At 48.0% G+C, this 6342-nt stretch carries 7 protein-coding genes; 3 read left to right on the forward strand and 4 right to left on the reverse strand.

Annotated features, from left to right (window positions below; genetic code table 11):
* Positions 1-11: 11 nt before the first annotated feature.
* Complete coding sequence (locus F8N00_RS01565; RefSeq protein ID WP_075642768.1) at positions 12-860, reverse strand: DegV family protein; 849 nt, start codon at positions 858-860, stop codon at positions 12-14.
* Positions 861-876: 16 nt separating this feature from the next.
* Positions 877-1698 (reverse strand): lipoate--protein ligase family protein, encoded by an 822-nt coding sequence (locus F8N00_RS01570; protein ID WP_075642767.1) that lies wholly within the window; start codon positions 1696-1698, stop codon positions 877-879.
* Positions 1699-1843: 145 nt separating this feature from the next.
* On the opposite strand from F8N00_RS01570, the gene F8N00_RS01575 reads away from it, so the two are divergent.
* From F8N00_RS01575 to F8N00_RS01585, 3 genes are all read left to right on the forward strand, one after another.
* Positions 1844-3151 (forward strand): HD domain-containing protein, encoded by a 1308-nt coding sequence (locus tag F8N00_RS01575; RefSeq protein WP_075642766.1) that lies wholly within the window; start codon positions 1844-1846, stop codon positions 3149-3151.
* Entirely contained in the window at positions 3148-4005 is an 858-nt protein-coding gene (locus F8N00_RS01580) for a phosphotransferase family protein (protein WP_075642765.1), read from the forward strand. The genes F8N00_RS01575 and F8N00_RS01580 overlap by 4 nt, the downstream gene beginning before the upstream one ends.
* Positions 4006-4127: 122 nt before the next feature.
* Complete coding sequence (locus tag F8N00_RS01585) at positions 4128-5306, forward strand: NupC/NupG family nucleoside CNT transporter (RefSeq protein WP_023466789.1); 1179 nt, start codon at positions 4128-4130, stop codon at positions 5304-5306.
* 54 nt (positions 5307-5360) lie between these two features.
* On the opposite strand, the gene F8N00_RS01590 is transcribed toward F8N00_RS01585, so the two are convergent.
* Both F8N00_RS01590 and F8N00_RS01595 read right to left on the reverse strand, forming a co-directional pair.
* Positions 5361-6005, reverse strand: coding sequence for an NAD(P)-dependent oxidoreductase (locus tag F8N00_RS01590; RefSeq protein WP_421017628.1), 645 nt, complete (start codon positions 6003-6005; stop codon positions 5361-5363).
* Between the two features lie 72 nt (positions 6006-6077).
* Positions 6078-6263 (reverse strand): 2-hydroxymuconate tautomerase, encoded by a 186-nt coding sequence (locus F8N00_RS01595; protein ID WP_023466792.1) that lies wholly within the window; start codon positions 6261-6263, stop codon positions 6078-6080.
* Positions 6264-6342 lie beyond the last annotated feature (79 nt).

Raw genomic sequence — 6342 nt, forward strand, 5'->3', positions numbered from 1 at the left:
AATGAGTGCCGTTAACGTGGAAGGTCATACCCAATGACGACGAGTCCCGGTCCTGTATGTGAACCAATCGCTGCGCCGGCGATCGTCAAGATGACTTCGCTTGGTGAAAACTGTGCTTCAATCAATTGTTTTAATTGTTCTGCCCGTTCGATCGAATCCCCATGACCAATCATGATTCGATGTCCGTCAATCGCTGGACGTGCTTCTTCCATCCACTCGACGATCCGGTTCATGACTTTTTTCTGACCACGGATCTTCTCTTTTGGAATCAATTTTCCGTCTTCGACTGTCAATAGTGGCAAGATCGATAAGAGACCACCAATGAAGGCGCTAGCTCGCGAAACGCGTCCACCGCGCATCAAATATTCGAGTGATTCGACTGTAAACAGATGACGAATCGTATTTACTTTGGCTTCAGCATAAGCCACTGTTTCTTCAAACGAATGCGTTTGTGCGTATTCTGCGACGTCGAGAACGAACAATCCTTGTCCTGTCGAAGCGGTTTTCGTATCGAGTACGAGATAAGGAACGTTCGGATACTTTTCTGCGAGTTCCTCTGCTAGCATCTTCGCGGTTTGATATGTTCCCGATAATTCGCTCGAGAAGGCGAGGTAGAGGAAGGGATCCCCTTGTTCGAAGTGACGCGTGAACACCTCGACCATCCGGCTGACTTCTGCTTGGAATGTCTTTGGTGCTGCACCGTCACGCATCTTATCATACAGTTGTTTCGGAGATATCGATTCTCCATCGAAGAACGTGTCTTCGTCGATCAATACGCCGAATGGCATGACCGTAAAATCATATGCATCTAACATGTCTTTTGGTGCATCAGCACCACTGTCTGTGATCAATCGGATCATCACGTTCTCTCCTTTCTTAACCTAGGGCTTTTTCGTTTCGATCAAGCATCCGACTCAAGTTGACGCCGAATCGCTCGTTCTCGAGTTCCGTCAAAGTTGCGGGCGTCAAATCAGCGTCGAGCGCAAGTAACGCTTCATATGCACGACGTAAGCACTCCTCGACTGTCAATGGAGTACCAAGCAGTTCCTCGAGTGACGCCATCGTTTCCGGCACGACGGTCGGATAAACGAATTTCGTCGTTTCACCTTGAAGCGCTGCCTCGTAAAAGTCACGGACTAAAGCGGCGCGTTGACTTCCACTTCCGTTGACACAAAGATAGATTTGAACGGCCACTCCGCCACGGACACGACGCTGGGAGATACCAGCGAATTTTTTACCGGCAATCGATAAGTCATAAGAACCGGGACAATACGATCCGACGACTTCACCAGCGACGATCGCGTCCGTTTCTTGTGCGAACATGCGGCGGACGAGCGCAAGCATCGCTTCGTAACCACTGTCGATATCGATGCCGCCGCGTTCCGGTAAGACGAGTGAAATATTCAAGACACCAGCGTCGAGGACGACGGCAAGACCACCTGAGTTACGGACGACGGGCGAGAAACCATGTTCATGCAGAACGGCTACACCGTCAGCAAGATGAGGAAGACGGGCATCCTGGATGCCGAGGACGACGGTTTCGTGGTGAATCCAAGAGCGGAGTGCGGCTCCTTCTGTTGCAACGGAAGCACATAATGTGTCGTCCATCGCAAACGATTGTGTCGCATGGAAAGCAGTTCCGAGTGACGTTTGATCAAAAATACGATAATGTTCTTGTTTTAAGAGTTCGATTCCCATAGGCTCGTTCCTTTATTGTAGATTTGCGACATCATTATAGCACAGGGTGTGTAAAGTTTCTGTGCGAAGCGCCGCGGGAGACAGGAATCCTTGGAAACAAAACCGAACAACAACGACATAGACACGATTTAAAGGAGAGAAACATATGTATCAATCATTAGGACAATTAAAGGAAACGAAGGTCTTCAAGGATCCGGTTCATCGCTATATCTATGTCAGTGATCAGTTGATTTGGCAACTGATCGGTACACGTGAATTTCAGCGACTACGCCGAATCAAACAACTCGGAACATCCTTTTTGACGTTTCATGGAGCAGAGCACACACGGTTCCATCATTCGCTCGGTGTCTATGAAATCACGCGTCAACTGATCGATGTCTTCAACGGTCGCGCCGATTGGGACGATCAGTACCGGGAGTTGACGCTGGCTGCGGCACTCTTACACGATGTCGGACACGGTCCGTTTTCGCACGCATTCGAGAACGTCTTCGGTGTTAATCACGAAACGTGGACGGAGCGGATCATTCTCGGGGATACGGAAATCAAGAAAGTCCTCGACCAAGTCGGAGACGGATTTGCGGAAGAAGTAGCATCGATCATCAACAAGACGCACCCGAATCAACTGCTTGTTACGATGATCAGCTCACAACTCGACGTTGACCGGATGGATTATTTATTGCGCGATGCGCATTTTGCCGGTGTCAGCTACGGAAAATTCGATCTCGAGCGGATGCTTCGGGTATTGCGTCCGGCCCATAATCAGATGGTCGTCAAACAATCCGGAATGCATTCGATCGAAGACTACATCATGAGGCGGTATCAGATGTATTGGCAAGTCTACCTGCATCCGGTGACACGATCGAGTGATTACCTATTAAAAGCCATTCTCGAACGGGCGCAGGAGTTGTACCTGTCCGCATATCCGTTTGCGATTGCACCAATCCATTTGATGCCGCTATTTGATCAGAAGATGGAGTTGCGTGATTTCCTTGGGCTGGATGAGACAATCGTCTACTTCTATTTTCAGCAGTGGGCGAATGAACAGGATCCAATCCTTGCAGATCTATCGGGGCGATTCGTTGACCGGAAGTTGTTCAAGTATGTCGATTATCCGGCTGAAAAACGTGAACTCGTCCACGATAAGTTGTGTGAGTTGTTCGAAGCAATCGGCTTGAATCCGACGTATTATCTGCTTGAAGATAAACTCAGTCGTCTTCCTTACGATTTATATGGAGATAACGGTGAAATCAGTAAGCAGCCGATCATGTTGCAGATGAAGGATGGGCAAATGAAAGAGATTTCGCAAGTTTCACCACTCGTTCAAGCCATCGCGACGTCACGCCAGACGGATGAGAAGCTGTTCTTCCCGCAAGAAATTTTGCACGACTTGCGCGAACATGCGAATGAGAAGATGCAAATCGACCAGTTATTGATTGGCAGCGTGACATCATGATATCGTCCGCTGTCCTTACGAAAATCTTGCAACAGCTTGGACAGGAAGGAGGAGAGGTCGAAGTCTTAAAAGGCGCGACATCCTCCCTTGTTTTTCGAGTCGGTGAGGGAATTCTTCGCGTCCATACGAATCAAGACTGGCTACATGAGGAGCCGGATCTTGTCTTGCATGAAGTGTTTGCGTTACAAGCAGCAGGTGACTTAGCACCAGATGTGTTGGACTATCAAACCGATGTTAGAGACGAAGTCCCGCCGTGGTTATATATGACCCGCTCGCCGGGAGAGATCCGGCTTGATCAGGTGGATGAGCAATATGTCGATCGACTGGCACAGATGCTTGCTGCGATTCATGCACTACCGATACCAGAATCTCGGTATGTCTATCAACCGTATGCGACAGAGCGTCACGTTCCGACGTGGACGCAGCATCCGGAGAGATGGCGTCAGCTACTTGCGGTCGAACCGGACGAAAGTCAAACGATCCGATTCATTCATCGGGATTTTCATCCGGTCAATGTGTTATACGAAATGAATGGAACGTGCCATACGATTGATTGGATTAATGCGTGTGTAGGTCCCATTGAAGTCGACCTTGCGCATTGTCGTTTGAATCTTGCCTTGCTTGAATCCATTGAGATGGCGGATCATTTTTTAAAAAGCTACCTCAAACAGACGAAACGTTCTTACGATCACGCGTGGGATATTCGGGCTGTTTTTGATTTTGGACCTGAAACGATCGACGTCTATCCGGGGTGGAAAGCATATGGAAGGCAAAACCTTAGTCAGGACAATGTTCGGGAACGCTTGGAAAAGTTTGTCTTGAAAGTCTATGAAAATAACGAAAGCGGTTACTAAATGAACTTTTCCTCTTGTAGTTCTTCGAAATATTGATTATTCTATTACTTGGAAAGAGATTAAACGTCAGACATCGTACGAATGTACAACTGATAAACAACTAATAGATAGAGGGGTACTTCATGAAATATCTTATCGCACTACTCGGACTGGCTATCGTTTTCGGCTTGGCACTCCTTGTCAGCAGTAACCGTAAAGGCATCAAATTGAAACCGCTTGCGGTCATGCTAGTTCTTCAGCTCGTACTTGGGTTCATTTTACTCAATACATCGTTCGGATATATCGTCATTCGTGGCGTCGCGAAAGTCTTTGAAAAACTGCTTAGTTATGCGGCAATCGGAATTGATTTCGTCTTCGGTGGTTTAGCGAACGAAGGCGCACAACCATTCTTCATCAATGTTTTGCTCCCGATCGTCTTCATCTCTGCTTTGATCGGGATTCTACAATTCACGAAGATTTTACCACTCTTAATGCGCGGTATCGGTTTCGTCCTATCAAAAGTCAACGGTATGGGACGTCTTGAGTCTTACAACGCGGTTGCTTCAGCTGCGATCGGACAATCAGAAGTATTCATCACAGTTAAAAAACAAATCGGTCAATTACCAGCAAACCGTCTCTACACATTGTGTGCGTCAGCGATGTCGACGGTTTCGATGTCGATCGTCGGTGCATACATGACGATGGTAGAACCGAAATATGTCGTTACAGCAATCGTATTGAACTTGTTCGGTGGTTTCATGATCGTCTCGATCATCAACCCATACACGGTTGATCCGGAAGAAGATATTCTTGAAATCGTCGAAGAAAAACAAACGTTCTTCGAAATGCTCGGCGAATACATCATGGATGGATTCAAAGTCGCAATCATCGTTGGTGCGATGTTGATCGGTTATAACGCCTTGATCGGTATGGTCAACGATATCTTCTTGATGGTTCTAAACATCTCGTTCCAAGAAATCCTCGGATACATCTTTGCACCGTTCGCTTTCATCATGGGTATTCCATGGGCGGAAGCTGTCAGTGCCGGTAGTGTCATGGCAACGAAATTGATCACGAACGAATTCGTTGCGATGTTGAGCCTTCCAGAATACTCAAAAGAATTCTCGGAACGCACACTCGGAATCGTTTCTGTCTTCTTGATCTCGTTTGCGAACTTCTCGTCAATCGGAATCATCGCTGGTGCGGTTAAAGGATTGAACGACCGCCAAGGAAGCGTTGCGGCTAGTTTTGGTCTGAAGTTACTCTACGGCGCAACACTCGTCAGTGTCTTGACGGCAATCGTCGTCAGCGTCTTGCTTTAAGAGATACACTTATAAAAGAGCAATGGATCATTGATCCATTGCTCTTTTTGTCTGTCATTTAGTCGTACCGTGCGACGCAATCCCGACACGGACGCGATGATGGGTTCCGTCACGGTAGACTTCAACGGCGAACTGCGCGACGTTTTCCCGGGGAATCGGTCCTGTCGGTGCAGTGAAGCGTGTCGCCTCGATCAACAGGTCGTCAGCAGCAAGTGCTTTGTCTTCCGTCAGTTGTGTTGGGCAGATGACGGTGAAGTCGACGTCTGCATCCTTTAAGGTCAAATAAGCTTTCAAGTGATCCTCTGCTGCAATCGTCGAGCGTCGACGGGACTCACTCGATTGGAAACGATACTTTCCTGGTTCTTCTGATGCATCGAGAATGCCTGCTGTACCGATGAAGACGATCCGTTCGATACCTACGTCCTTCATCTTCGTGACGAGATGTGGAATCGCTGTCGAGAGGACCTGCTGTTGATCGGTACCGAGACAACTGAAGACAGCGGTACTTCCTGCGAGTGCTTGTTCGAGATTGTCCGGGTTTGTCGCATCTCCCGTCAGGACGTGGAGTCGGTCATGGACCGGTAAGTCCGGTGACGTGGAACGCACGAGTGCTTGGACATCATAGCCGTCTTCTAATAACCGATCAATCAAAGGTCGACCCGTTCGACCGGTCGCACCAAGTACAGTAACAGTAGTCATAAGAATTCCTCCTTAGAGATCAAGTAGATGGGAAAAAGAGACGCACGGTAACGACCGGACGTCTCTTGTTGTTTATTTATCCGCGAACATGACGCCAGCTTGACCGTAATCTGTTTTTTCCATCTCTTCGATGAAGACCGTGATGTTTTCTTTAGGAGCATTCGTCGTTTCCGAAACCGCTTCCGTGACTTTTTCAATCAAAGCGCGTTTTTGTTCGACTGTACGACCCGATAACATTTTAACCGTAACATATGGCATGACTTCATTTCCCCCTCTAGCATGATGACGATACGCCATCAGTATAGCGCCTGTCTCTTATACACATCTCCGAGCCCAC

Origin of the sequence: Exiguobacterium sp. A1_3_1, from assembly GCF_048985645.1 — a bacterium.
Classification (GTDB): domain Bacteria; phylum Bacillota; class Bacilli; order Exiguobacteriales; family Exiguobacteriaceae; genus Exiguobacterium_A; species Exiguobacterium_A indicum.

Bases quoted from the DNA above. Each gene is read 5' to 3' on its own strand.
- F8N00_RS01575 (WP_075642766.1), top strand. From the start codon at position 1,844: ATGTATCAATCATTAGGACAATTAAAGGAAACGAAGGTCTTCAAGGAT.
- F8N00_RS01580 (WP_075642765.1), top strand. From the start codon at position 3,148: ATGATATCGTCCGCTGTCCTTACGAAAATCTTGCAACAGCTTGGACAG.
- F8N00_RS01585 (WP_023466789.1), top strand. From the start codon at position 4,128: ATGAAATATCTTATCGCACTACTCGGACTGGCTATCGTTTTCGGCTTG.
- F8N00_RS01590 (WP_421017628.1), bottom strand. From the start codon at position 6,005: ATGACTACTGTTACTGTACTTGGTGCGACCGGTCGAACGGGTCGACCT.
- F8N00_RS01565 (WP_075642768.1), bottom strand. From the start codon at position 860: ATGATCCGATTGATCACAGACAGTGGTGCTGATGCACCAAAAGACATG.
- F8N00_RS01570 (WP_075642767.1), bottom strand. From the start codon at position 1,698: ATGGGAATCGAACTCTTAAAACAAGAACATTATCGTATTTTTGATCAA.
- F8N00_RS01595 (WP_023466792.1), bottom strand. From the start codon at position 6,263: ATGCCATATGTTACGGTTAAAATGTTATCGGGTCGTACAGTCGAACAA.